The organism is Paenibacillus sp. RC84, from assembly GCF_041260495.1.
In the GTDB taxonomy this organism is placed as follows: Bacteria; Bacillota; Bacilli; order Paenibacillales; family NBRC-103111; genus Paenibacillus_F.
This window is the reverse complement of record NZ_JBGBYL010000009.1, coordinates 317,615-339,462: the sequence shown is the minus strand read 5'-3', so window position 1 is coordinate 339,462 and position 21,848 is coordinate 317,615. Positions and strand designations below refer to the sequence as shown.

The window sequence follows — 21,848 nt, the reverse complement described above, 5'->3', positions numbered from 1 at the left end:
AAGACATAGAAAAACGGCGGCCTAAGAGGTCGCCGTTTTATGGTGTCGCGGCAGCTTCTTTAAGCCGCTCGCGTGTTTTTCCAATGATCTTGCGTATACTGTCTTCCGATAGATGAAACGTCTGAATCAGCTCCAGCACGGTTGAACCGTTTTGGTATAACCGGAATATTTCGCGGTTGCGCCGTTCTATAATGAGGCGGGTTCCGTTATTTTCTCCCCAGCCTGCGCGTTTCTTCTCTTTCTTCGGAACGTAAATGATCTCTCCCTGAATGTAATTCTGCAGCTCTTTAAGCAAGCTGGCCGGAAGAATATCCTTGCCGTTCTTGTAACTCATCGGATGAAAACCTCCTCGAATTGGTCGTGTATGATCCGTACCGCATCGTCAAACGTAGAGGGTCTTCATCTTCCGCACCTGCCATCATTCATAAGGAAAGATATACACGATAGGTATCGTGCCGCAGCTTGTATGTATATACAAACAGGTGAACGGTACTTCCATGATGATAGCAGTTAGAAAATGAGCACCTCTACGGTGACTTTCACTCTTACTGTTTGAACAAATTTCATGGAAACCATCTCCTTTCACCTAATTTTTTTGGGTTTACTATTTCCAATTATATGGAGTCGGCCTGTTTTTGTCACGCACATTTCACATAATCTTCAGGAAAATAAAAACCGGGGGCGCTGCCGCCCCCGGTTCGACACGGGCTTCCGCTTACGCAGAAGCCACCTCCATTGTCGTGTTCATTGTTCCGAATCACTCCTTTCCTGATAGAGTGGAGCCGGCCGGCTGCATCTCTATTAACGCATATTTGCGGGCCCGTTCTCAAGGGGGAGATTCGTTATAGTCGTTCTTTCCAGATATTCCTGAAAACCGGAGCAGCTCCGCAGTTCCGGGCCGGGTTCGGCTCTCGCCGTCAGCCGTCCTGCGTCACCTGAAGCAGGACGTGAACGCGCCGTACCGCGGGCTGTGCACCCGGCTCCGATGGCCGGCCGTCCTGCGGCGCCGCACCGCCCCAGCCCGCGCGAGGCCCCTCACGCGCCCCAAGGCGGGCGGACCGCAACGCCCGCCTCGTCCAGCGCCGCCCGGACCGAGCGGGCGATGACCGCCGCGTGCGGGCCGTCCCCGTGCACGCAGACCGTCTCCGCGGTCAGCGGCACGGTCTCGCCGCGCGCGCCGGTCACGGCGCCGTCGCGCACGAGGCGCAGCACCTGCGCGGCCGCCTGCGCCGGATCGCTCAGCAGCGCTCCCGGCTCCGTCCGGGGCGTCAGGGTGCCGTCCGGCCGGTACGTCCGGTCGGCGAACGCCTCCGCCGCCGTGCGCAGCCCGTGCGCCTTCCCGGCGCGGAGCAGCTCGCTGCCCGGCGGTCCGAGCAGCACGAGAGCGCCGCCGCTGACGCGCAGCGCCGCCCGGGCGACCGCATCGGCCAGATCGCCGCGTGCGGTCGCCATGTGGTACAGAGCGCCATGGGGCTTCACATGGCGGAGAGTGCCGCCTTCGGCCTGTACGAAGGCTTGAAGGGCTCCGAGCTGATACAAAGTCAGCTCGTAGACTTCTTCGGCGCCGACTGCCATCTCCCGGCGGCCGAAGCCGGCCAGGTCGGGCAGCCCGGGATGCGCGCCTACGGCGACGCCTTTCTCCAGGCAGAGCGCCACTGTCCGGCGCATGACGCCGGGATCTCCCGCGTGGAACCCGCAGGCGATATTCGCCGATGAAACGCTCTCCAGCAGCTCCTCGTCCCGGCCGAACCGGTAAGCGCCGTAGCTTTCGCCCATATCGCAGTTCAAATCGATCGATACCATGCCTTATCTCCCCATCCTTGCGCGTACTCCGGTCTGGAGCAGCCTCAGGTTCATTTCCTGGCGCATTAGCTCCGCCTGCGCCTCATGCAGCGTCACTTCCGCGAAACGCACGGACGCCCCGGGAGCAAGCTGGCCCAGAACCGGCAGATCCGCGCTGATGACATGCCCGATTCGCGGATACCCGCCGGTCGTCTGGCTGTCGGCGGCCAGCACAATCGGCTGTCCGTCCGGCGGAACCTGGATCGTCCCGGGCGCCGTGCTTTCCGATACGAGTTCGCCCGGAACGGACAGCTCCAGGGCGGGGCCTTGCAGCCGGCAGCCCATGCGGTCCGATTGGGGCTGCACGCGGTAAACACTCGCGGTCAAGGCGTCCAGGCCTCCCTTAAACCGGCCGGTCTCACTGCCGCGGACGACACGAAGCACCGCAGGGTTCCCCGCCGTCCTCCCAGGTCTGACGGCCCAGGATGCCTCCCACGCGGCCGCCCGGACATCGATGTCTTCAGCGGAAGCCTGAAGCCGGAGCTCTGCCATCATCCGCTCGGCGGCCGGTGACGGCCTGCCCGGCAGCAGCTCGTCGCCCGCCTGAAGCGGCCGTCCTTCCAACCCGCCCAGCCCGGCGCGGGTGTAAGTACTCCGGCTGCCGAGCGCAAGCGGAACGTCGACGCCGCCCGCGAGGGCAAGATAGCCCCGGCATCCGTTGCACCCGCTTCCGAGCGTGAGCGTCGTCCCCGCCCGGATATATACGGGGCGCCAGCCGGGAACGGGTGTCCCTCCGGCGTATACCGCAAACTCCGGGCCGCACCATGCGGTCAGCGTGTCTTGACGCAGCAGCAGCCGCGGACCCTGCAGCGTCCATTCCAGCACGGCCGCATGCCGGGGATTGCCCGTGAGGATGTTGGCCGCCTGCATCGACAAGATGTCCATCGCCCCTCCGGAGACAAATCCGAAGCGGCGGAAGCCGAAGCGCCCCGTATCCTGCACGGTCGTGTACAACCCCGGATTTTCGACAAGCAGGCTCATCGGCGGTTCCCCTCCTTAGCCATCTCCGTTTCTGCGCGGCAGAGCCGCTCGTAATCCTCTTCGTCTACAGGCACGAAGCGGACCGTGTCCCCCGCCTGCAGCAGCACCGGAGGATTGTGACGCGTCCGCAGCAGATCAAGCGGCGTACGGCCGATAATATGCCAGCCTCCCGGCGAAGGCAGCGGATAGATCCCGGTCTGGCTGCCTCCGATTCCAACCGATCCGGCCGGAATGGCAACCCTGGGATTAGATCTCCGCGCAAGAGCCAGAGAAGAAGGAAGTCCTCCCAAATAAGGGAATCCGGGTACAAAGCCGATCATATAGACCCGGTATACGCCTTCGCTGTGCAGCCGCACAACTTCTTCCGGGCTCATCCCGAGAGTACGTGCGGCATCTTCCAAATCCGGACCGAAGGAGCCTCCATAACATACCGGAATAAAAATTTCCCGCGACGGAGAAGCTGGAAGAACCGAATGCTCCGCAGCACCGGTTTCTAGAACACGCTCCAGATGCCGGCGGACCCAAGTGTAAACGACAGGCTCCCCGCCTGCCAGCATGGCCTCGGTTTCTTCCAGCTCCGAAGGAGAGAAATGCCTGCCGGCGGCCACCGCCGCCTCTACGACGGAGTACCAGACCGTGACTGTCGTATATGTAGGTACGATCTCGACCAGTCCCGGAAACGGGCTGCGGCTGATCGTCTCCGCCGCCTCCAGAACACGCCGGTGCACTTCCTCGGATATGCTTTCACCCAGACGAAGCACGACGGCCTGGTCTCCAAGCGGCTCGAAAACGATTGCAGAACTGCATTTAGGCTCCACTTTTTGCACTTTTTGCGTCTCCCCGTTTCAAAATATCCCCTGCCGTGTATTATTTAGTAGACATGAAAAAAAGACCTCTGGCGGGAGATCTTTTTTCGAAAGACGAAGGAATCAACGGACTCCTTATATTTGAATTGTAATGGACCTTTGGGATACGATTCGATCAACCGATCAAACATATTTGTAAGTCGCTAAAACAATTAAACCACACCAAATAAGCTTTGTCAACCATGTATTTCCGAGGCGCTGTCCGGACGCTCATACAAATCCAGTTTTTCTTTGAGCGCATAATTTTCCTGCAGCAGGCGTTTGATAAACGCTTTGTCCCTCTCTTTTTTGTCGAGAAGATCTTTATATTTTTTGAACATGCCCAGAGAGACCATCACTTTTTCTTCGATCTCGTCCATCTCTCCGCGGATGTTCGCCAGGCAGCTCCCCGTAATGCGCGACTTGCTGACAGTCATAATATTGGCCAGCAGTACGTAACCGGTAAGCTGCTTTTCTTTGCCCGCTTCCAAATACGTATAGTTGCCCTTGAGTTCTACGGATACGCTCGGAATGCCCGCGGTGTGCGTAATAGGCGCGATGATCGTATTCCCGGAATGTTTGTTGCCGACGTCGTTTTGTAAAATGATGCACGGACGCTCTTTCTCTTCTTCGCTTCCGATGCCTTTACCCAAATTGCATTTGTAGACTTCTCCGCGGCGCAGGGCACGCGTTTTCGCTTTATCGGACAGGGAGTCCAGATAGATTTTCGTTTTAAGCCACTCCAAGTAATCCTGAATGCGGGTAAGATCCGTTTTCAAAGGGCCACCTCCGTTGTGATTGCGGTTTGCCATGAACAAAATTCCCCTTTCGTGCTGTGTAAGAAATATTCTGTTTTAAGGTAAACTGGGTAACGGATGAATCTGCCGGACACGGATGCCGCCTCTGCCCGAGAAACCATTCCGGATTTCATTCGTTATACTCATGTATAAACCCTTTTTTACGAAACATTAAAACAGTCCAGTTGATCTTTCACTACCCGAAAAAGGAGCTCTTGAAACCGCCGTGACTTGGGAATCTATCAAAAATGTGCTGACCGAAGAAAATATTGCGCAGCTTTTGTCTCATTATAATTCTCTCGGTCCATTGCCCGGTATTTTGCTGACGTTTATCGAAGCTTTCATTCCCGTTCTTCCGCTGTTCGTGATTGTCATGGGAAACGCCGCGTCCTACGGGCTCGGCTTCGGCTTCCTATACTCCTGGCTCGGCACGAGTCTGGGCGCGACCTGCCTGTTCCTGCTGTTCCGCAGACTGTCCAATACGGCGTTTATGCAAAAGCTGACCCGCTCGCCCAAATTGCGCAACGGCATGAATTGGATTCATAACCACGGGTTCGGCACGATCTTCCTGCTGAGCTGCTTCCCGTTCACGCCTTCTTCGCTGGTTGTGGTGGCGGCGGCTCTGTCCCGGGTCGAGAAAATGATTTTTCTGCCGGCTATCGTAGCCGGGAAGGCGGTGATGGTGTTTACCATGGCGTTCGTCGGGTACGACATCATGTCTTTTATCCGCCAGCCCTGGAAGTTCCTGATCGTCCTGGTCGTGATCGGCCTGCTTTGGCTGCTCGGCAAAAAATTCGAGACCCGTATGCACCGGGCTTAAAAACCTCCGCTGCTGCGGGAAGAGTCACGTTCAGCAGTAGCTGCTTTGAAGCTCCTTGTCGAGGGGCTTTTTTTATTTGTAAACCGTGCTGTTCGGGCACGGCTTACAAATAAACGCATCAAGGCTTGAAAGCGGGCGGGCATGGAGTAAATCATTGACAGTTTGCTCCGCCTGTCCGGTCTTTATTCCCGCAGCCGTGAAGGATCGGTCCGTTCCACGCAATCCGCGAGTGTCCGGCAGGACCTCCGGTCACCGGTCACCGTCACGAACGGATTCTCTCCTCCAGAAAGGCCAAGCGGAATATTTGCTTGGGACGTCCTTTGGAAACGCCGCGTTCTTCGCCGATAACGTCGACAAGCCCGGCATCCTGCCAAGCCAGTAGGAAGCGGTGGGTGCTGCGCACCGTCACGTCGAGGACGCCCGCAAGCTCCTGCGCCGTGTAATCCAGCTTCCCGAAGCGGGTTACGTACGCGACCAGCCGGCTCAGGTAAGCGGGCGTCATTCCCGCCCTCCCCGCTTCCTTGATCAGCTCGGCATCGAGCAGGGACAGGTCGAAGCGGTTCGGCTCCGTCATCTCCAGCGGACCGATGACACTGCGGTCCTCGCGCACGATGAACGTGATGTTGCCGCCCGCATCTTTGGAGCGGCGCAGGGCAAGGCGCGCATGCGTACCCGCTTCGTTGGCGGAACGGCCGAAGCCGATGCCGATGCTCAGCGTAAGGTCGTGCATGAGCGACAAATCTTTGGCCAGCGGGATCGATTTGTAGCCGCCCGTCTCCCGCTCGAATATCCCTCTCGTCGTCATGAACAGAAACTCGTCCCCGCCGAGCGTGTTCAGATACCCGTCGAGATGTTCGACGTAGTCCAGCACGATCCGGTGAAGGTCCAGCTTCATCCGCTGCACTTCGTGCTCGGAGCCCGACCTGGCGGCCAGCCGTTCGAATCCGTCGATGTTGATGAACCCGATGACGATCTGGCCCTCTTTGCTCCGGCGCGTCTCCGTGGAGAGCAGCGCGCGCTGCAGCGAAATCGTCATATCGTGCTCGGTCGGGGCGATCCATTCGCTGCGCAGTCCTTCCTTCGTCAGAGCCTCCGCAACCGTCTTCATTCCCGTTAGGGCGACTGTGTCCCTTGATGCCCCTGCCCGGTGGAAGTCGATCAGCTCCTGCAAGCTGCCGTCGCTCTGTCCGCCGTAACAGACCACGTCCATGCCGTTCTCCCCGAGTTCCCTCAGCGCCTTGGCTACGACAGGCTCCGTCAGTCCGTCTACGGTCAGTTTCCCGGGGGAGCCGGTATGACCGGCCAGATAGAGCGCACGGTATAAGCCCGTGCCCGTCAGCGGCACATAATGCGCCGGAATTCGGAACGCAACGCTCTGCTTAGCGAGGCGGAATGTGTCCGGGTCCGTAAAAAGCAGCACCTCGGCCTGCTCGCCGAGACGCTGAACGTCCGGAAGCCGGTGCGGCTCCCCTTCCCATTTTAAAGACAAAGAATGAAAAGAAGGAAAAGCTTTGATCGTCTCCTCCGCTTTATCGAGAAGCTCTTCCGGACCGATCAGCCCGATCACGATTTCGTCCCGGCTGGGGGGTCGTTTTATTTCCATGCTGCACATCCTCCTTGTCCCTGGCCGGATTTCCGCCGCGATAAGCACGTACCTCGGCAATCCGCGTGTTGTAGGCGTTTACATTCTTTCTCTATTTTAAAGAAAGACTTCATTTAAAGACAAATCTTTAAATTGTCTTTAATTAAATTTAATGTTTTTTCTTTTTAAAAAATGGTGTGACGAATATCACAGAGGACTTGTCATATCTTAATAGAGAGGTGAGTTTATTTATGTTTGATATACTCATATACCAGAAGCAGAAAGTTATAGTCAGCTGCGGCAAAGATACCATTACCGGTGTCATTTCCAATCACTACGAACAGTTTGGTCTGATTAAGATGGATAACGTCCTTCTGCCGATCGAACACATTCTCATGATTGAAGTTGTGGAGGAAGAGGGCGATCCGTTCTGTTATGCGGACCTGCCCGCTCAATCGATTAATAAAGGAGCTTCCTTACGGGAAATGCTCTATTGAGTGACCCACAGCCGGCCCTTTGACCCGAGGGGCCGGTTTTGCTATGCCCGAAGTTTTTTCGTCCGAAATAGGACGCTAAATCCATTAGACGAAAGTTTCTCCAAAAAGTCGCGGTCTGCGAAGAGGAAAATTTCTCTCGCCTTGTTGCTCCGGACGCGTTACGGTATATTGGGTACATCCGTTAAGACAAGAATCATTAATCTATGCAAAGGACGGGCTTTTATGTCGCTTAAAACCCTTAAATGGCTGGCCGTTTGGACCCCTACCCTGTTTATCGGAGGATTCGAGTTTATCCGGCATGAGTTCATGCTGAGCTATATGTCCATGGAAACCGGAAACTGGTACATTACGTTCCTCACTCTCCTCGTCTCCTACATCTTCGCCACCTGGATGTTCCGCAGTATCGAGCGTACCAATAACCGGCTGGCCCGCGAAACGTCCAAACGCGCCGTCTATGAAGAACGCGAGCGGCTGGCCAGGGAGCTGCACGACAATCTCGCCCAGACGCTGTTTTTTATCAACGTGAAGCTGAAGCAGGGGAAGACCGAGGAAGCCAAAGCCGCCGTCTCTGAAATCGACCATCATCTTCGTCAGGCGATTTTCAATCTCCGAACCCTGCCCGAGGAAGGGACCTCCTTCACTCTGCGCATCGGCAAGTGGCTGCAGGACTGGGAAGTGCTGACCGGCATTGAAACCGTCCAAAATCTGCGGGCAACCGACAAAGTTCTCACGGCTGCCGAAGAAGTGCAGATTTTCGCCATCATCCAGGAAGCTTTCACCAATATCCGCAAGCATTCCCGCGCGACCCAGGCTTCCATCGACCTGGAAACGAGCGGCCCGGAATGGTCGCTCAAAATCGCCGACAACGGAGTCGGATTCGCAGAGGACGAATCCCAGCGGCACCGCTACGGCCTGACCATGATGCGCAAGCGGACCGCCGAGCTCGGAGCCTCGTGGGAACTTCAGTCTTCGCCCGAAAACGGTACGGAGCTGTCCGTCACTTCATCAAGGAGGAAAACCCATGTCAGAGACCTGCTATCGCGTTCTCATCGCGGATGATCATCCCCTTGCCCGCCAGGCAATCCAGAGCTTGCTGGAAGACGATTCTTCATTCACCGTCGTCGGCGAAGCCTATAACGGCGAGGAAGCGATCGCCCTCTGCGGCAACCTGCAGCCGGATGTGGTGCTCATGGATATCCATATGAGCCCCGTGAACGGCCTGGAGGCGACCCGCCAGATCAAACAGCGCTACCCTCACATCCGCATCGTAATCCTGACGGTATCGGACGATGTAGCCGATCTGTTCACGGCCGTCCAGTTCGGAGCACAAGGCTATCTGCTCAAAAATATGGACCCCGACGAGTGGCTCAACTACCTGCACGCCCTGCTCGACGACAATTCCCAGGTGGCCCGCCAGATGGCGGACCGGCTTATGCGGCGCTTCCGTCAATCGGGGACACCGGCCGCCTCCGGCCAGCCCCTGCCTCAGCTTACGGCCCGCGAACATGAAATTGTCCTCTATGTCGCCGAAGGATACAACAACCGGCAAATCGCGGAAAAGCTGCTCATTTCGGAAAACACCGTTAAAAACCATATGAAAAATATTTTCGAAAAGCTCGGCATGGATAACCGCGTCCAGCTTACCGCCTATGCCGTGAAACACGGTATGTCACGAAAAGATCATAACTAGGGGGCAAAAATAGCCCAGTTGAGTCATACTTTCTCCTGCCCGCTTTGGGTACAGTAGAAGTACTACAAGATTGCGAGAGAAAGGGAGTTACTCATGAACAAGCTTAAAATACAAGCGGCCGCCGTTGTAGCCGGTTTGATGCTCTTTGCCGGCGTGGCCAGCGCCCACGTTACCGTTAATCCTGCCGAAGCGACGGCGGGTTCCTATCAGAAATTTACAGTTCGCGTACCGACGGAAAAAGATGTGCCGACTACCAAAATCGAAGTGAAATTCCCGGTAGACGCCGTATCCATCTCGCGTTTCGAGCCGAAACCGGGCTGGAAATACGAAATTGCCAAAGACGGAGCGGATAAAATCACGGGTGTGACCTGGACCGCGGAGAACGGCGGCCTGACCAAAACCGAATTCGGCGAATTCAACATGCAGGGCAAAGTGGCCGACAACGCCACTTCCATCGTCTGGAAGGCTTATCAGACTTACCAGGACGGCAGCGTAGTGGAGTGGACCGGCGCCGAAGGCTCGGACAAGCCCGCTTCCGTAACGAAGGTTGCCGCTAAACCGACCGGCGCAGGCACGGACAGCCACGGCCATACAAGCACGGCGCCGGGCAGCGCCACGGCGGCTCCCGCCCAGCAGGCGGGCGCTTCCGCGAGCAATACGCCGCTGTATCTGTCGATTGCCGCTGTGGTACTGAGCGCGGCTTCCCTGCTGCTCAGCCTGTTCAGAAAACGCGCCTAAGCAAAGTTACGTTCCGTTTCCCTCCTGCTCGAACGGCGGGACGGAAACGGGAAAAAGCTGCGGGAATGACGATTCCGCAGCTTTTTTTGTTCACTTGAAAAGACCTGAACCGCTCTTTACGGCGGTTCAGGTCTTTTTGTGCGCCTGAGGCGATGCGTATGCGATGCGATACAGCGCGAGCGGCCTGGGGCGAGGCGAGACGCTCCGAGACGCTGGAGACGGCGCGAAGCGGCCCCGGGCGCGACGGGGAACGGCGGGGTGCCGCACGAGGCGAACCAAGTTGCCGCCTAAAGACGCACCCGTTGCCCCGTCTCACGGCTCTCGTTCGCCGCTTCGATGAAGCGGATCACTTCGAGCGTCTCCCGTATGCCGACCGCCGGCTCGCCGCCGCGGAACAGCTCCATGACGCGCTCAAGCAGGCTCGCGTAGAAGGGCTTCGCGTCCGCGGAGATATCGACCGCGCGGCTCCCCCCTTCGCGGTGCACCACCGCGCCGAACGCGGGACTGCCCTGGCGGCTGCCGCGCACGGTCCCGATGCGGCCGTCGGCCCAGACGCCGACGACCACCTCGTGCGACTCCCCGGCTGCCGCCGTGACGTGCACGCAGCCCGGGCCAAGCGCGGCGTACAGCATCTCCACCATGTGGATGCCGTACCAGAACAGGCCGGGCTGCGTCGGCTCCAGCGCCAGCGGGCCGAAGCAGTCGGCTCCGGTGACCGCTCCCTTCTCCTGAGCGCGCAGCGCTTCCGTTAAGCCTTCGGCGAAGCGGAGGGACGAGCTGCTCAGGAGCGGAACGCCGTGCCGTCCGGCCAGAGCGGCGATCTCGCCGGCATCCCGCGAGCTGACGGCCAGCGGCTTGTCGACGAACACCGGCTTGCCGTACGGGGCGATCTGCCGGAACTGTTCGGCGTGTACCCGGCCGTCCGCCGATTCAAGCAGGATGGCGTCGCATGCCGCCGCAACGGCCGCGGGAGAGTCGGCGATTTCCACGCCGTATTCGCCGCGGAGCTTCTCGGTGAACCCTCCCACGCGGGAACGGCTCAGCTCGAAATCTTCCGATCCCCCCGGATAGGCGATCACGACCCGGCCGCCCGGCACATGCCAGGGATGCCCCGGATCGTTGAGCAGTTTCGTAAATTCGACGGCATGGGAAGTGTCCAATCCGATCATGCCGATTCGTAAACTTGGTTGCTGCACCCTTAACGCCCCCGTTCAGCTTTCCCGGCTTATGTAAGCCGCCGGGCTGGTTATGTACCCGTTATTGGAAGAAGCTCCGGCAAGAAGACCGGGCAGCCGCAGGCGCATGAATAACCGGTCTGCGTCCCGCCTTGTTTACCGTCCTTCCGAATGCCCAGCGCAGCCGGATCCCCCGTTACCGCGCCGGACTCCCGATACTATTCTGACGGATATGTATCCGCTTGTGATTTCGATTCCGGCACCGGCATTTTCGGCGTCACTGCGCCCGCTCGTACACCCGGAATGTATAATCATACGGATTTTTCTCATCCCGGATACCGGGCTCGTCGGAAACAAGCGTCCATTCGCCGGGATCAATCTCCGGAAAGAACGTATCGGCTTCGAAAGTATCGTCGATAAACGTCACGTACAGCTTGTCCACGTGAGGCCAGAACAGCAGGAACACTTCCGTTCCGCCGATCACGAAAACCTCCCCTTCCGTGTAACGTTCCAGCACTTCTTCCACCGTATGGACGACCGTGCACCCTTCGGCTTTAAAGCCGCTTTGCCGGGTCAGGACAATATTTTCACGATTCGGCAGCGGGCGTCCGATTGAATCGTATGTTTTCCGCCCCATCAGAATCGGATGACCGGTCGTCATTTTTTTAAAATATTTCAAATCCGCCGGCAGATGCCACGGCAGCTTATTGTCGATCCCGATCGCATTTTTGCGGTCCATCGCAAAAATAAAAGAAATACTCACCTGGCCAACACCTCTTCCCGCGACCCATGCGAACCTTGCGGCCGTTCATGGATCACCCTATTTTCCGTCCTAATTCGGTCCGAAACGTGCTCTGCTGACGCCCTGCGCAATCAGATCGCGATCGGAGCCTTAATACCAGGATGCGACTGGTAGCCGACAAACTCGAAATCTTCAAAAGCGTAATCGAAAATAGAATCCGGCTTGCGCTTGATTTCAAGCTTGGGCAGCGGAAACGGCTCTCTCGCAAGCTGTTTCTCCACCTGTTCCAGGTGGTTCAGGTAAATATGCACGTCCCCGCCGGTCCATACCAGGTCCCCGACTTCGAGATCGCACTGCTGCGCGACCATGTGTGTGAGAAGCGCGTACGAGGCCAGATTGAACGGCAGACCGAGGAACGTATCGACCGAACGCATCTGGAACATGCACGACAGCTTGCCGTCCGCCACATAGAACTGGAACGCGTAATGGCAGGGCGGCAGCGCCATCTCATCTACCTCTGCGACATTCCAGGCGCTTACGAGATGCCTGCGAGAATCCGGGTTGGTTTTAATCTGGTCGATCACTCGGGTAATCTGGTCGATAGTCCGTCCGTCCGGCGCCTGCCAAGTACGCCACTGGGCGCCGTACACACGGCCCAAGTTGCCGTCCTCATCGGCCCACTCGTCCCAAATGGTGACGCCATTGTCGTGTAAATAGTGAATGTTGGTTTCACCTTTCAAAAACCATAAAAGCTCGTGGATAATCGAGCGCATATGAAGTTTTTTAGTCGTCAAAAGCGGAAAGCCTTCCGCCAGATCCATCCGCATCTGACGCCCGAACACGGAAATGGTTCCGGTTCCCGTGCGATCTTCTTTGCGGGTTCCGTTTTCCTTGATATCCTTAAGCAGTTCCAAATACTTATTCATTCCCAAGCGCACCTCGAATCATCGGTTTTCCTTTTTTCCGGATAAAGTCTGTCCTTAGTATATCAGTTTCCTCCTCCCCGGAAAATGAAAAAGAACTTCTCCTTATTCAGAAAAAGTTCCCTGTTCCCCGTTCCCTTCCGGCAGCCGGAAAGAAGCGTTCCCTTTCTTAGGAGGAGAACGCTTCTTTTATAGACCCCGAACGGCTCTGCAGAGGCAGAATCGTCTAGACTTCGGCCCAGATCCGTCTCACGTTGTCCATGGCGATTTTGGAGCCTTGTCTGCACTCTTCCATGCCTTCGAATTCGATGGACAGATAGCCGTCGAATCCGGAACGCTTCACCAGACGCAGCACTTCCCACATGTCGATATCGCCCTGCCCGGCAATAGCTCCCCGTAGGTAGTTGCCTGCCGTGGTCTTGAACCAGCCTTCACCCGGATTCCGGTAAGAAGGGCGGAGATAGAAATCTTTGATATGTACAATGGAGGCAAACGGCAGATTTTTCTGCACGGAAGCGACCGGATTTTCATCCGCACACATAAAGTTGCCGATATCCAGCGTCGTCTTGAAGTTCGGACGGGCCACGCCTTGAACGACGGTAAGCACCCGGTCGCTCGCCTGCACCAGATAGCCGTGATTTTCGATGCTGGTCGTAATCCCGTACTGAGCGGCGTAATCCGCAATCGTCCGGCACGCTTCGATCATGCGGCCCAGATTCGCGTTGAACGTACGGATGGAAACGTCTTCATGGCGGGCCACATCATGGCGCATCAGCTTAACGCCCAGTTCGGCCGCTACATCGACTTCCCGCTTCACCCGGGAAATTTCATCCTGGTAAGCGCCCTCATTTTCCGTCAGGAAGTTGGCTCCGACCGCATAATTGGAAAGCTCGATGCCTGCGGACTTCGCTTTTTCCTTGATGCTTTGCACAAGCTGGGGTTCCCGGGTAAAATCAATTTCCAGCGGAACGACTTCCATATGTTCGCCGCCGTTAGCCGCAATCCAATCCAACGCACTGACATAGTCCAACTCCCCGGCTCTGATGGCACGGTACAAACTGTAAGAGCTTAATCCGATTTTCAAAATGGGCCGCCTCGTTTCTCTGTAAGGGTTATAAGTACACCTGTATCATAGAAAACCGTTCCGCAAGAAGCAAGCTCTCTTCTTCTTCATATAGGAGCGTAATCGGCGTCCAGACCCCCTTTTTCGTAAAAATAGCCCCCTATAATCCCTCTTCCTTCCAAAAGCGGCTCTACACGGATACCTTGTGACCGATTTCGCTGTTTCCTTTAAAAGAGACGGAGGTAATACAGGGTACGGTAAAAAGTCGTCCGTACTCTGCGTACAATCCGGCAACCAGGCGAAGGAGGAAGACACGATGAATAACGGGCCCAAAAAAGAATACGACCTGCGCCGCCTGGCCGGATTCATTTTTTTGCCGCACGGTATCATCCTGTGCCTCTGCGGCCTGTTCAGCCAAGCAGCGACGCTCTGGAATCCTTACATGTGGTGGGGGAGCGTGATGCTTCTCTTCAGCGCCACCTTCCTGTTCTGGACCGGGTTCGAGCGGCAGGCGGAAGAAGAAACATTCTGAGGACGTCCTATGCAATATGACTGGTCCTCCATTTCCCGGACGGTCGGCTTTTACCGGAGGCATCAGGTCATTCCGTCGATTGAAGAGATCGAAGACACCTGGCAGAGAGCCCAGGACGGCAGCCGCGAGGCCGCCATCCGCTTCCTGGACTGGAGACGCCACTGCCTGCTGGCCAAAACGGACGAGCAGCGCGCCGCCATGATCCTCGTTATGAACTATTCGTATAAGCTGTTTAATCGCGGCTCTACATCCTCATAATAAACCGGCTGACCCGGGCATCCCCCTCCCGTACGGCCGGTTTTTCCATGCCGTTAACGGCGGACAACGGCAAAAAATCCCCGGCTTCCATCAAGGAAACCGGGGATTTGTCTTGCGCGCGACCGGAGCGATTATTACATGCCGGAAGCTTGCATTTTTTGCGAAAATTGTTCGATAGTCAGCGTATCGGTAGGAAGAGGCTGAAGGTTAGCCTTCTTGTTGATATTGCTGTACTCCGTTTTGATTTTCGTACCGACTTTGAACGTACCCTGCTTTTCATCGGTGACGTCCAGGTTCGCGTTAATTTCCTGATAAGCCGGGAATTTATCTTTATTGATAGCCGTCAAAATGTTGAATTCGTTGATTTTCAGTACTTTTTTCAGCTCATCGATCGCCTTCTGGGTATCTTCCTTACTCGAACCGGCGGCAAGTTCTTTCTTTGCCTTCTCGATTTCGGCCGGATCGACTTGAAGCATGTCTTTATACTTGTCGCTGGACACGAGATCCAGAAGCTGCGGAGCTACCTTCTCGACAATCGTTTTGATGGTAGGTTCCAGGTTCTCGTTGGTAATCTGGAATTTCACGACTTGTTTCGCGTCTACGCTCTCGGGCAGTCCCGCGTTTTTCTTATCCACATCGACAAAGTACGTTTTTTCGTCAAAGTTGGTCGTAAAGATTTTCATCGCGTCTTGACCGAACTGCTGCTGTTTCTTCACGTCGATGGCATTTACGTTCACTTTGCCGTCCGTCGTCTGATTCAGCTCGTTGACATCCACGACGATGTATTTACCGACGGTGTCTTTCGGAATAGGCAGAAGCGGAATGTTCGGAACTTTCACATACATCTTGTCTTTGGTCATAACCATAGGCAGGGAAATCTTCATCGGCATGTCGCCTTTGAGGTTGGCTTCCAGCGTCATTTCCAGCTGCATAGGATCGGCCTGGTAAACACCTTTAGCCGTAACATCCAGGTTTTTCAGGAAATTAGCTCCCATCGCCAAGCTCGGATCCGCTTTAAGCGCGGATTCCGGGAAATCCAGGTTCAAGGTCATATTCATGTTGAAATCCGCACTGTTCATGTTAGAAGCAGCGGTATAGGATTCCTCCAAAGCCGTTTTCGGTGATTCTTTTTTGCCGCAACCCGCCAATACGACAGTAAAAGTCAACAGTAATACGAGTGCAGACATCCAAATTTTCTTGTTCACACGATTTCTCCTCTCTCTATCCCTCACGATAATTAAGAACATGAACGATTATAATACAGCTTCCACAGGAAGCAAAGACAAAAATTTGTATAAAGGAGGAAATTGAAGAAATCCTGCCCTATTTGGAGTTAACCCGAATGGGGAAGGTGTGAAACGCCAGGAACGGTTTATTTTGGAAATTGGCGCCCTATGCGGGGGTTAGAACCGGATGAATATCCGGGTCACATGGTTTTTCGCGGTGTATGGACATACTCGGCCCGGAATAACCGAACCTTTTCCGCAAAAAGAGCGAATATAGAGCATAACGCTTATGGAGGAGGTAAAACCGATGGTTGCAAAACGGAAGAATTGAAAGAGCAAAGAAGGCGTCCGCTCCGTCACATGCGGCTTATGCTTATCCCCGACAATTGCTGTTGACCTTCTCTCTCTTACGGATAACGCATGAAACGAAAATGCCCTTACCCCGGACGGCGGAGTCGGGCCCCGGGCAGGAACCGCCGGGTATCCCGGATTCAATCCTCGTCGGGATTTTCCCATTTTCTGGAGTATGCCTTATTGGTGATCCAAATCGTCGCCCATAAAATCAGACCCGCCAAAGCCAGGCCGATAATCAGAGATGCGATCATCATAGCTGCTGCCTCCCTTCTTGTTACCCCCATTGTAGCGAATGAAATGGCAAGATGATAGTGTTTTCACCGCTTAGTCACAATTGCCCCGCGTTGGGTTTTTCAACCCGCGTAAGGTATAATAAAACGTGTTGTATTTCGGGCCTGTCCCGCATAAGGATGCGCCTTTTTTTTAATTCAAGGAGGAACTACCATGACCCCGAAAAAAAGAATCACCCGGCTTCTGATCCTGGCTTCCGCCATCGCGCTCTTCGCCGGCTGCGAGAACAGCAAGGAAACGGGCGGGAACTCCCCGGCCGCCACGTCGACTCCGGGTACGTCAGCGGTAACTTCGCCTTCCGCAAGTCCGTCCGCGGTACCGGGAAGCACGAGCAAGCCGCCGACTTCGCCGACACCGGCTTCCACTTCGAAAGGAACGGACGGTGCGGAGCAGGTGGCCGCCAAGCCGGAAAGCATGACCGTGCTGGTTAACAAACAATTCAAGCTTCCGGACACGTACAAACCTTCCGATCTGGTGTACCCGGATGTGAATTTTGTATTCGCCGAAAAAATCGAAAAGCGCATGATGCGCAAAGAAGCGGCAGGCGCGCTGGAAAACATGTTCGCCGCGGCCAAGAAAGACGGGACACCGCTGGCCGGCGTGTCCGCTTACCGCTCCCACTCCACGCAGACGACCCTGTTCAACCGTTACGTACAAAAGGACGGCGAAGCCGCGGCCAAGAAATACAGCGCCGTACCGGGACACAGCGAGCATGAAACGGGATTGGCCATAGACGTTGCGGGCAGCACAGGCAAATGTGCGGCCGAAGACTGCTTCGGCGGAACGCCCGAAGCCAAGTGGCTGGAAGACCACGCCCACGAATACGGGTTTATCATCCGCTATCCGAAGGGCAAGGAATCCGTCACCGGCTATCAGTACGAGCCGTGGCACCTGCGCTATGTCGGCACCCAGATGGCCAAAGACATCAAGACGAAGAACACGACGATGGAAGAGTATCTGAATGCCGTACCGGTAGCGAAATAACGCCGGATTCATCGAACGGGCAATGGAGCCTGCCGAGTCATAACGAGAAAATGCCGCCCCTTGTTTTGAGGGGCGGCATTTTTGTGCGGCCAGGCAGGCTGCTGCGGCCTGACGACGCCAGACTTGGCGCGAAGTTGAAACGCCTCCGGCCTTTGGCGCGTATCAGCATAAAAAGAAAGAACCGAATATGAACTGCCGCTCGGAAACGGCAGTTCATTTACATAAAATTTTCGTTTGCTCCCGCAGGCAAGCCACCGGCCCGTCCCGGCAGGGACGGCTAGCAGTCTTCCACCACAAGCGCATAGACAATACCGGGACCGTGCACGCCGATGGTAAGGTCGTTCTCAATATCCGCCGAACGGCTCGGGCCCGATACGAAATGAATCCCGGCCGGCCTCGCTCCGGCCGCCAGCCCGTCGAGCGGACGGAGCACCTCGCCGAGACGCATCTTCATCCGGCTGGCGGGAACCACCGCGACGAGGACCGCCGGAAGCAGGCTGACGCTCCTGCCTTTGCGGGGCGAGGACATCAGCACGACCGTACCGGTATGAGCCGCGGCGCAATCGGCCGCCACAAGCCCGATGTCGGCTCCGGCAGCGTCTGCCAGCCCGGCCTCCTTCTCCGCGTCCGAGGCATGCTCCGCGTTCCAGACGGTCAGGCGGTCGAGTCCCTCTGCCGTCTCCAGCACGGCCGCTATCGCCTCCAGCTCCGGCTGGTCTTGGCGGATGACCCGCCTCGCCTCCAGGTCGCGGATCAACTGCCGCACGAAAGCGGCCGCTTCCTCCATGGAGGCCAGCTTCTCGGCATGACCGCCCGCCTTGCGCCAGTTATCCATAAAGAGACGGATGCGCGCCTCTTCGTCCAAATCTACGGCGTTCCAGAAGTCAGGCGCTCCCCGGAACGGTCTTGCCGGGCGCTCCGTTATCCGGGGACGCCCCAGCCGGGAGGCGATGCCGCCCAAGAACGCCTCCTGCTTCCGCCGGGACTCGGCTTCCAGCCTGTTCAGGAAATCGGCAGCGGATTTACTCATGACGGCCGCCCCCTTTCCGGCGGGCGTCCATAATCCGCTCCATGCGGCTCTTCACGTCCGCGTCCATCTCCGGCAGGCTTCCGGCGGCTTCTTCGGCGAGGCTTTTCCATTCCTCGCGGAATGTCTTCGGCGGAAGCGCCGGGGCGTAGCGGTGCGTGTTCCAGCCCTTGAGCGGACCGATTCTCGCTTTGATCACGCCGCCGCGGGCCACGAACCGCTGGCCGAATCTGCCCAGCGCCGCAACCCGCCTCAAGCGCTTGGCATCGGCCATGATATAACCGAAAGCGGACATTCCCGCCTTCTCCGCCGCATCCCCATGGCCCTTCTCGACCTTGCGGCCGCGTAAATAGACCAGCATGTCGTGCAGCGGGATTTTGACCGGACAAGCCTCGTAGCAGGCGCCGCACAAGGTCGAAGCACCGGCGATATCGTCCCACTCGGCCGTGTTCCGGTTAAGCGCCGGGGTGAGGACGGCCCCGATCGGACCGCTGTAAGTGCCGCCGTACGCATGCCCGCCGATGTGCCGGTAGACCGGGCAGGCATTCAGACAGGCGCCGCAGCGGATGCAGTTCAGCAGCTCCTGGAAATCCGGGTCTCCGAGCTGAAGCGAGCGCCCGTTGTCCAGGATGATGACGTGCATCTCCTCCGGACCGTCTCCGTCCGGTTCTCTTCTCGGCCCGGAGATGACCGACATGTACACGGTCAGCTTCTGGCCGGTGGCCGAGCGCGGCAGCAGCGTCGCCATGACCTCCAGATCATCCAGCGTGGGAATGATCCGCTCCATTCCCATGAAGGTGATCTGCGTCTTGGGGACGGTGCTGACCATCCGGCCGTTGCCTTCGTTCTCGAAGAGAACGATGGAGCCGGTCTCGGCGATGGCGAAATTGCAGCCGGTCATTCCGATGTCCGCCTCCAGGAACTTCTCCCGCAGCTTCCGGCGCACGAAGCCGGCGAGCACGCCCGTATCGGGCGGGAGCGTTTCGCCCGCCTCTTCGGACAACAGCTCCGCGATCTGGTAGCGGTTTTTGTGGATCGCGGGAATGATGATGTGGGACGGCGCTTCCCCCGCAAGCTGGATGATGTACTCGCCGAGGTCCGTCTCCACGGCTTCAATGCCGAGTTCTTCGAGCGCGCGATTGATGTGAATCTCTTCGGATACCATGGATTTGGATTTCACGACGCTCTTCGCTTCTTGGTGCCGGGCGATCTCCATCGTAATCGAGACCGCCTCTTCCGCCGTTTCCGCGAAGTGGACATGGACGCCTTGCGCCCGCGCATTTTCAACGAAGGCGCCGAGGTAATAATCGAGATGAGCGATCGTATGCAGGCGGATCTGCCGTCCCCGCTCCCGCCATTCTTCCCAGTTTCCCTGCTCGGCGGCCGCGTTCAATTTGCCGGTTTTCAGACGCTCGGTCGTGAACTTGACGGCTTTCCGCAGGAAATCGTTGTTAAGCGCGATTTTCGCCCGGTCTTTCACACTGCCCCCACCGCTAGACATGCTCATCGGCCCGTCTCACTCCTTCCTCCAAAAGTTCCGCCAGATGCATGACCTTAACCGGTCTGCCTCTGTGCAGCAGATTCCCCGATATATTCATGAGGCAGCCCATATCGAGACCGACGAGCACCTCCGCTTCCGTTTCCAGGACATGATCGGATTTCTCTGCGACCATCGCGCCCGATATGTCGCTCATTTTGACGGCAAACGTGCCTCCGAACCCGCAGCAGTCCTCCGCATGAGGCAGCGGAACAAGTTCAAGGCCCCGCACATGCTCCAGCAGGGAGGCCGGTTCGTCCTTGATGCCAAGCAGCCGCGTGCCGTGGCAGGACGGATGGTAGGTGACTCTGTGGGGAAACACCGCACCGAGATCCGTAACGCCCAGCACGCCGACGAGAAATTGCGTAAACTCGTACGTTTTCTCCCGGAGGGCTTCCGCCTTGGCCAGCAGCTCCGGATCGTCCTGAAACAGCTTCGGATAATAATGCTGAACCATGCCCGTGCACGAGCCGGAAGGCGACAAGACAAAGTCGCTGTCGTCAAACGCTTCCAGCAGAGTCCGGGCCGACTTGCGCGCATCGTCCCAGTAGCCGCTGTTAAAAGCCGGCTGTCCGCAGCAGGTCTGCACCTCCGGAAAATGGACCCGGATGCCGTACCGGGCGAGCAGCCGCACCATCGCCTGCCCGACCCGGGGATACACGAGGTCGCTCAAACAGGTGATAAATAAGGAAACCTTCAAGATGAATCGCCCCTTTCGGTTGAAAGCGCTCTCTTTTAATAGAAGAAATACGTTGTAATGATTGAAAAAAGCCCTTTCCGCTCCGCGAATAATAAGATGGGGGAACGGGCAGGGCGGATACGGCGGGGGCTCAGGAAAGCCGGGTAACCTTTACGCCTTTCTCGCGCAGGGCTTCCAAGCTGTCCGCGCTCGTCGCCGAATCGGTGATGACATGCCCGATCCGCTCCCATGAAGCGACGTGGGCAAACGACTGCAGACCGAACTTGCTGTGGTCCGCCAGCAAAAAAACTTCGTCGGAAATGGCGACCATTTTGGCTTTGACCAGCGCCTGCAGCTCGCTTGATTCGGAAATGCCGCGCGCCGCATGCACGCCTTTGCACGACAGGAACGCTTTATCGACATGGTACGTATCCAGGGAGCGTTCGGCCAGCGGACCGGCGTAGGAAAGCGATTGCGGAAGAAGACGGCCTCCGGTGGAAACGACCTGTATTTTCTCCTTGGAGCTGAGCTCCACGGCGACTTGAATCGAGTTGGTCAGCACGGTGAGCGGTTCGTCCGGCAAAATTTGTGCCATATACCACGCCGTCGTGCTCGCATCGAGTATGATCCGGTCGTTCTCCCGGATATGTTTAACGGCTTCCCGGGCGATGCTCCGCTTGAGGTCCGCGTGCACCGTTTCCCGTTCCTTGAACGGAATCTCGGGCTGGGATTCTCCCACACGGACCGCTCCGCCGTGACTGCGCATCAGCCGGCCTTCGCTCTCCAGCTTGTCGAGATCGCGCCGGATCGTTTCCTCGGTGACTCCGCACAGCTCGCTGAGCTCCGTCACCCGTATGCTTCCTCTTTCATTGACCAGCGCGAGTATTTTCTGCCATCTTTCCGCTACAAGCATCGTGCATCCTCATTTCATGGTTCCATTCTTGCCGAGGCGGGCCTGTTCTTCTGCCGTACGCACGGATGCAGGCATGGTCCGGGCTTCGCCTCTGTTTCTTTTATTGTACAATATCGGGCGGGACGGGACTAGACGAACGGCCTTCGGACGGCCGCCCATGCCGCTCGAAGGCCGCGGCGGCACAGGCGGGACGGAGCGGGCACGACGATTGCCGTCTGGAACGAATCGGCATTAACCGGTGTGACGTCACGGCCGTATACAGCGAGGCGGCATCAACCGGGGCGGCGTCACGGCCGTATGCGTCGAGCCTGCATCACCCCGCATAACGTTCCGTCCCTCCGCCACGAGGCGG

At 57.2% G+C, this 21,848-nt stretch carries 23 protein-coding genes; 8 read left to right on the top strand and 15 right to left on the bottom strand.

Going from position 1 to position 21,848, the window contains the following annotated elements; translation table 11 throughout:
* Positions 1-37: 37 nt before the first annotated feature.
* The 5 genes from ABH899_RS21480 to ABH899_RS21460 form a co-directional block, all read right to left on the bottom strand.
* Positions 38-334, bottom strand: coding sequence for a CD3324 family protein (locus ABH899_RS21480; protein ID WP_009676152.1), 297 nt, complete (start codon positions 332-334; stop codon positions 38-40).
* 701 nt (positions 335-1,035) lie between these two features.
* The gene (locus tag ABH899_RS21475) at positions 1,036-1,803 is read right to left on the bottom strand and encodes a LamB/YcsF family protein (protein WP_370000400.1); all 768 of its coding nucleotides are present in this window, start codon (positions 1,801-1,803) and stop codon (positions 1,036-1,038) included.
* Positions 1,804-1,806: 3 nt separating this feature from the next.
* The gene (locus tag ABH899_RS21470; protein WP_370000398.1) at positions 1,807-2,823 is read right to left on the bottom strand and encodes a 5-oxoprolinase subunit C family protein; all 1,017 of its coding nucleotides are present in this window, start codon (positions 2,821-2,823) and stop codon (positions 1,807-1,809) included.
* Positions 2,820-3,641 carry a 5-oxoprolinase subunit PxpB gene (gene pxpB / locus ABH899_RS21465; RefSeq protein ID WP_370000432.1) on the bottom strand — a complete coding sequence of 274 codons (822 nt, stop codon included), beginning with the start codon at positions 3,639-3,641 and terminating at the stop codon, positions 2,820-2,822. Before pxpB ends, ABH899_RS21470 begins: the two co-directional genes overlap by 4 nt.
* A gap of 224 nt (positions 3,642-3,865) precedes the next feature.
* A complete protein-coding gene (locus ABH899_RS21460; RefSeq protein WP_009675151.1) occupies positions 3,866-4,447 on the bottom strand; it encodes a type II toxin-antitoxin system PemK/MazF family toxin in 582 nt (193 codons plus the stop codon).
* A gap of 244 nt (positions 4,448-4,691) precedes the next feature.
* Between ABH899_RS21460 and ABH899_RS21455 the strand changes: the two genes are divergently transcribed.
* Positions 4,692-5,285 (top strand): TVP38/TMEM64 family protein, encoded by a 594-nt coding sequence (locus tag ABH899_RS21455; RefSeq protein ID WP_009675150.1) that lies wholly within the window; start codon positions 4,692-4,694, stop codon positions 5,283-5,285.
* Between the two features lie 262 nt (positions 5,286-5,547).
* On the opposite strand, the gene ABH899_RS21450 is transcribed toward ABH899_RS21455, so the two are convergent.
* Positions 5,548-6,888, bottom strand: coding sequence for a helix-turn-helix domain-containing protein (locus tag ABH899_RS21450; RefSeq protein ID WP_370000395.1), 1,341 nt, complete (start codon positions 6,886-6,888; stop codon positions 5,548-5,550).
* A 230-nt stretch (positions 6,889-7,118) separates the two neighbouring features.
* Between ABH899_RS21450 and ABH899_RS21445 the strand changes: the two genes are divergently transcribed.
* From ABH899_RS21445 to ABH899_RS21430, 4 genes are all read left to right on the top strand, one after another.
* Entirely contained in the window at positions 7,119-7,364 is a 246-nt protein-coding gene (locus ABH899_RS21445) for a hypothetical protein (RefSeq protein ID WP_370000393.1), read from the top strand.
* A 222-nt stretch (positions 7,365-7,586) separates the two neighbouring features.
* Positions 7,587-8,423, top strand: coding sequence for a sensor histidine kinase (locus ABH899_RS21440; RefSeq protein ID WP_370000391.1), 837 nt, complete (start codon positions 7,587-7,589; stop codon positions 8,421-8,423).
* Positions 8,386-9,054: a response regulator gene (locus tag ABH899_RS21435; RefSeq protein ID WP_009675149.1), complete on the top strand. Its 669-nt coding sequence runs from the start codon at positions 8,386-8,388 to the stop codon at positions 9,052-9,054. The genes ABH899_RS21440 and ABH899_RS21435 overlap by 38 nt, the downstream gene beginning before the upstream one ends.
* A 93-nt stretch (positions 9,055-9,147) precedes the next feature.
* Positions 9,148-9,792 carry a YcnI family copper-binding membrane protein gene (locus tag ABH899_RS21430; RefSeq protein WP_009675148.1) on the top strand — a complete coding sequence of 215 codons (645 nt, stop codon included), beginning with the start codon at positions 9,148-9,150 and terminating at the stop codon, positions 9,790-9,792.
* 287 nt (positions 9,793-10,079) lie between these two features.
* On the opposite strand, the gene ABH899_RS21425 is transcribed toward ABH899_RS21430, so the two are convergent.
* From ABH899_RS21425 to ABH899_RS21410, 4 genes are all read right to left on the bottom strand, one after another.
* Positions 10,080-10,988 carry a Gfo/Idh/MocA family protein gene (locus ABH899_RS21425; RefSeq protein WP_370000389.1) on the bottom strand — a complete coding sequence of 303 codons (909 nt, stop codon included), beginning with the start codon at positions 10,986-10,988 and terminating at the stop codon, positions 10,080-10,082.
* Positions 10,989-11,244: 256 nt separating this feature from the next.
* Positions 11,245-11,730, bottom strand: a complete 486-nt coding sequence (locus tag ABH899_RS21420) for a dihydrofolate reductase (protein ID WP_370000387.1) — start codon at positions 11,728-11,730, stop codon at positions 11,245-11,247.
* Between the two features lie 110 nt (positions 11,731-11,840).
* Positions 11,841-12,635 (bottom strand): thymidylate synthase, encoded by a 795-nt coding sequence (gene thyA / locus ABH899_RS21415; RefSeq protein ID WP_370000385.1) that lies wholly within the window; start codon positions 12,633-12,635, stop codon positions 11,841-11,843.
* 223 nt (positions 12,636-12,858) lie between these two features.
* Complete coding sequence (locus ABH899_RS21410; RefSeq protein WP_370000383.1) at positions 12,859-13,716, bottom strand: sugar phosphate isomerase/epimerase family protein; 858 nt, start codon at positions 13,714-13,716, stop codon at positions 12,859-12,861.
* 295 nt (positions 13,717-14,011) lie between these two features.
* On the opposite strand from ABH899_RS21410, the gene ABH899_RS21405 reads away from it, so the two are divergent.
* Together ABH899_RS21405 and ABH899_RS21400 are read left to right on the top strand one after the other, a co-directional pair.
* Positions 14,012-14,227: a hypothetical protein gene (locus ABH899_RS21405; protein WP_009677180.1), complete on the top strand. Its 216-nt coding sequence runs from the start codon at positions 14,012-14,014 to the stop codon at positions 14,225-14,227.
* A gap of 9 nt (positions 14,228-14,236) precedes the next feature.
* On the top strand, positions 14,237-14,485 hold the full coding sequence (locus ABH899_RS21400) for a hypothetical protein (protein ID WP_016423854.1): 249 nt from the start codon (positions 14,237-14,239) through the stop codon (positions 14,483-14,485).
* Positions 14,486-14,619: 134 nt separating this feature from the next.
* On the opposite strand, the gene ABH899_RS21395 is transcribed toward ABH899_RS21400, so the two are convergent.
* Entirely contained in the window at positions 14,620-15,690 is a 1,071-nt protein-coding gene (locus ABH899_RS21395) for a hypothetical protein (protein WP_370000381.1), read from the bottom strand.
* A gap of 819 nt (positions 15,691-16,509) precedes the next feature.
* Here ABH899_RS21395 and ABH899_RS21390 point away from each other — a divergent pair.
* On the top strand, positions 16,510-17,340 hold the full coding sequence (locus tag ABH899_RS21390; protein ID WP_370000379.1) for a D-alanyl-D-alanine carboxypeptidase family protein: 831 nt from the start codon (positions 16,510-16,512) through the stop codon (positions 17,338-17,340).
* Between the two features lie 277 nt (positions 17,341-17,617).
* Here the strand turns inward: ABH899_RS21390 and ABH899_RS21385 are convergent, their stop codons facing one another.
* The 4 genes from ABH899_RS21385 to ABH899_RS21370 all read right to left on the bottom strand — a co-directional run bounded on the left by ABH899_RS21385 (position 17,618) and on the right by ABH899_RS21370 (position 21,496).
* Positions 17,618-18,370 (bottom strand): LutC/YkgG family protein, encoded by a 753-nt coding sequence (locus ABH899_RS21385; protein ID WP_370000377.1) that lies wholly within the window; start codon positions 18,368-18,370, stop codon positions 17,618-17,620.
* Positions 18,363-19,874, bottom strand: coding sequence for a LutB/LldF family L-lactate oxidation iron-sulfur protein (locus ABH899_RS21380; RefSeq protein ID WP_370000375.1), 1,512 nt, complete (start codon positions 19,872-19,874; stop codon positions 18,363-18,365). Before ABH899_RS21380 ends, ABH899_RS21385 begins: the two co-directional genes overlap by 8 nt.
* The gene (locus tag ABH899_RS21375) at positions 19,861-20,604 is read right to left on the bottom strand and encodes a (Fe-S)-binding protein (protein ID WP_009677201.1); all 744 of its coding nucleotides are present in this window, start codon (positions 20,602-20,604) and stop codon (positions 19,861-19,863) included. Before ABH899_RS21375 ends, ABH899_RS21380 begins: the two co-directional genes overlap by 14 nt.
* 130 nt (positions 20,605-20,734) lie before the next feature.
* Positions 20,735-21,496, bottom strand: a complete 762-nt coding sequence (locus tag ABH899_RS21370; protein ID WP_218229045.1) for a DeoR/GlpR family DNA-binding transcription regulator — start codon at positions 21,494-21,496, stop codon at positions 20,735-20,737.
* Positions 21,497-21,848: the final 352 nt, after the last annotated feature.